The sequence below is a fragment of the Orientia chuto str. Dubai genome (assembly GCF_000964595.1).
GTDB lineage: Bacteria > Pseudomonadota > Alphaproteobacteria > Rickettsiales > Rickettsiaceae > Orientia > Orientia mediorientalis.
On sequence record NZ_LANP01000044.1, the window covers coordinates 1 to 3,043 of the forward strand.

4 protein-coding genes and 1 pseudogene are annotated in these 3,043 nt (G+C 30.8%); all 5 read right to left on the reverse strand.

What is annotated here, in order from left to right; genetic code table 11:
* A partial coding sequence (locus OCHUTO_RS04710) for a type IV secretion system DNA-binding domain-containing protein (protein ID WP_045797623.1) occupies positions 1 to 387 on the reverse strand: 387 nt, incomplete at its 3' end.
* Between the two features lie 240 nt (positions 388 to 627).
* Positions 628 to 1,128 carry a TraD N-terminal domain-containing protein gene (locus OCHUTO_RS04715; protein ID WP_084215429.1) on the reverse strand — a complete coding sequence of 167 codons (501 nt, stop codon included), beginning with the start codon at positions 1,126 to 1,128 and terminating at the stop codon, positions 628 to 630.
* Between the two features lie 3 nt (positions 1,129 to 1,131).
* Positions 1,132 to 2,163, reverse strand: a complete 1,032-nt coding sequence (locus OCHUTO_RS04720) for a tetratricopeptide repeat protein (protein WP_306305449.1) — start codon at positions 2,161 to 2,163, stop codon at positions 1,132 to 1,134.
* Entirely contained in the window at positions 2,154 to 2,297 is a 144-nt protein-coding gene (locus tag OCHUTO_RS06965) for a hypothetical protein (protein WP_306305448.1), read from the reverse strand. The genes OCHUTO_RS04720 and OCHUTO_RS06965 overlap by 10 nt, the downstream gene beginning before the upstream one ends.
* Positions 2,278 to 3,043, reverse strand: a pseudogene (locus OCHUTO_RS06095) (conjugal transfer protein TraG N-terminal domain-containing protein); the annotation flags it as partial. The pseudogene OCHUTO_RS06095 and the gene OCHUTO_RS06965, both read right to left, overlap by 20 nt.

The following is a 3,043-nucleotide window of genomic DNA, read 5'->3' on the forward strand; positions in this document are numbered from 1 at the left end:
TTGAGCTGGAGATGCAGTAATAAATAGCCATCCTGTTTCATTGGAAAACCATTCTTTTATACTAAACTTACCACCAGGTTTTAAGTATTGCAGTGAAGTAATATTCTTTCCAAGAGTAGACTGAATCCCAGAAGAAGTTTCAGGGGCACTTTCGCTTATAATACCTGCTACAGCTGTGTTTCTAAATGCTTTTGCAAATTGTCTATTATCAGAGTAAATAATTGTATCTATGAGTTGTTTAATATCCTTTTGATATAGCTTCACTGCCTCAGCTAAGACTAATTCAGCGTTTTTAGTAAAAAAGTTATCGATTCTAGGATTATAGCTACTAAAGCTATTGGCTATATCATGAAAATCAGCTATGAAACAATCATTCCAAGGTACCAATGTTCACGTTTGTCTCAAGTGGATTAAGTAGCTTATCACATCGAATAAAAATCTATAATAAAAGCACCGTAAGGTCAACAATTATTGCTCGCTGCAATCGAATTTGAGGTAGCAATTCATTAAGCATTTTTCCAGAACCAGAGTACCGGTAATAAGAATGTGTTGTCTTTCGCTATCCTTTACTAATGGAAGCCTGCAAAATTGATTTTGAGGCCTTTTTAGCTCTTTTTAGCATTTTAGCTAAGTATTATAGTCTACAAGATCAGCACCTCTAATTTTGGCCTTAATAACCGTTTTTTTGCCTTGAGCAATAAAGAAAACAATTGAGATTATTGCACCAATAGTAAAAACAACTAATCCTTCTAACAATGCTGAATTGATTAAAAATTGCCATAATTTGTATATTCTCAATCCATGTTGTCCAATATAAAACTTATACACAAAGTCTTGAGCGTTGAGATAAGTCCATTTTTTAAGCATTAAACTATAGAATTTAATACCTATTTCATCGATATCATAAAAATGTTCACCAATTGCTAGCTTAAGCTGTACATATCTCTCGATCGCAAAATAATACAAGCTACTTAAAAATAGTTTTTGATATAGTCGCCATAGAATCCAGAATATCGATAATCCAAAGCCAATTGTTAGAACATTAGCACTACCTTGGCCAAACATTCTTAACTTATGAGCAACTAGCTGTGAGCCTCTAGTAAAATGACCTTGATTCTGAAAATTCATCAATCAAGAGTATTTTTTTAATATCTGTAGTTTTTGTTCATATTCTTTTGCAACAGTAAAACTTTCTAATTCCTTTAATCTCTTACATGCTGCTTCATATTCTTCTATAAGATTAGGCATATATTTAATCGCTAAATTAAAATTTTCTTTAGCTTTTGAGTATTGTCCTAAGCTCACTAGTGAAATTCCTTTTTCTAAATAACTTTCTGGAAAAGCTAATTTATATTTTATGGCTATATCATAATCTGTTATTGCTTCTTGATGTTGCCCTAGTTTTTCAAAAATCATTCCTCTACGATAGTAAGCATCTGCACAATTCGGAGCATAGTTAATTGCTAGATTGCAGCTCTTTATTGCTTCCTGATATCTTTTCAAGAGGCTTAGTGCATAGCCTTTATTGTGATATGCCTCTATACTATTAGGATCATATTTAATGGCTAAATCAAAACTTTCTATTGCTTTCTGAAATTGATCACAAAATATCTGTACTAAACCTCTATTACTATATGCATCTGAGTAATCAGGCTTGTATTTAATAGCAAGATTATAGTTTTCTATTGCTTCATAAAGCTGCATTAAATACATTAATGCTATACCTTTGTTATAATAAGCTGTAGCATAGTCAGGTTTATACTTAATAGCAAGATCAAAATTTTCTATTGCATCTTCATACTGTCCTAAGTCATTTAAAGAAGCTCCTTTATTATTATAAGCACCTGCAAAATTAGGCTTGTATTTAATTGCTATATTACAAAGTTTTATAGCTTCTTCATTTTTTCCAAGTTTTCTATAAGATACGGCTTTGTTATTATATGCTTCTGCAAAACTATGATTGCATTTAATGGCTAAATCAAAATGTTCTAAAGCTTCTAGTAGTTTTCCTAGATCATCTAAAGCCATTCCCTTACCGTTATACGCTGATGCATAACTTGAATTATATTTAATAGCAAGATCAAAATTTTCTATTGCTTCATGATATTTTTTTAGTTTTAGGAAAGAACTTCCAATATTGAAATATTCTTTTGCTAGAAGAATACTATCTTGAACTCATCCTGTTGAATTATTTGCTGTTGTTCAACTGCAATAGCTGGATTTAACAGTATTAAAATAGCTGTTATACATATATTTTTAATAAATTTCATATGATTACTAATTTTTTTTCTTCCCATTTATAACTGCTTCTACTGCTTGCTTACCCGCCATAATAGCTGCTGAATTAGAAGTATCATCAAATTCTTTCTGTATCTCTTGAGTCTTATTTTTAATACTATCAGAAATTTTATTAAGATTCTTTATTTTTTCATGACTGCTAAAAGTTTGTTCTATATTTTGAGAATGTACTTCATTGTTTTTATCACTAGAATTAATAGCTTTTAATCTTTCAACATTAGTATCAAAAATATTTTGTAAATCTTGCTTAGTAGAAATATCATCAATATCATGATTTAAATCTTGAGGTACTGTACTATTAACTTGAGCAACTTTAAACGCAATTTGTGCCGCTTCATCCGAGTGATTTCTAGCCCATAGAGCAGCTTGTGCTTTGCTATTTACTTCTGGTATTTGATCAATAATTTTATTTAGTACAAGCTCATTAATGTTACGATCAATAGTAGCAGAGTTTTGAGATACATAATTAATACTATGACTAAGTTGCTCCATTTCTTGCTTAGTCTTAGCTATTTCTTGCCCAATAGATTGTTGCTCCGAAAGATTAGCATTAAGATTTTCGCTTAGTGACTGTACCTTACTATCTGTGGTATTAAATCTTCCTTCTCTTACTGCAGTCTGAATTTTTGATAATGCCTCACTATATGATTGTTGTTGATTTGATGAGTTGCATTGCTCATTATTATATTTGTATTCTCCTGAAACTTTACCTCCAATATTTAGTATGCCACCACCAGCTCCTACA

What these genes read in the sequence shown, in the direction of transcription:
- OCHUTO_RS04715 (WP_084215429.1), bottom strand. Translation starts at nt 1,128, where the DNA reads ATGAATTTTCAGAATCAAGGTCATTTTACTAGAGGCTCACAGCTAGTT.
- OCHUTO_RS06965 (WP_306305448.1), bottom strand. Translation starts at nt 2,297, where the DNA reads ATGGGAAGAAAAAAAATTAGTAATCATATGAAATTTATTAAAAATATA.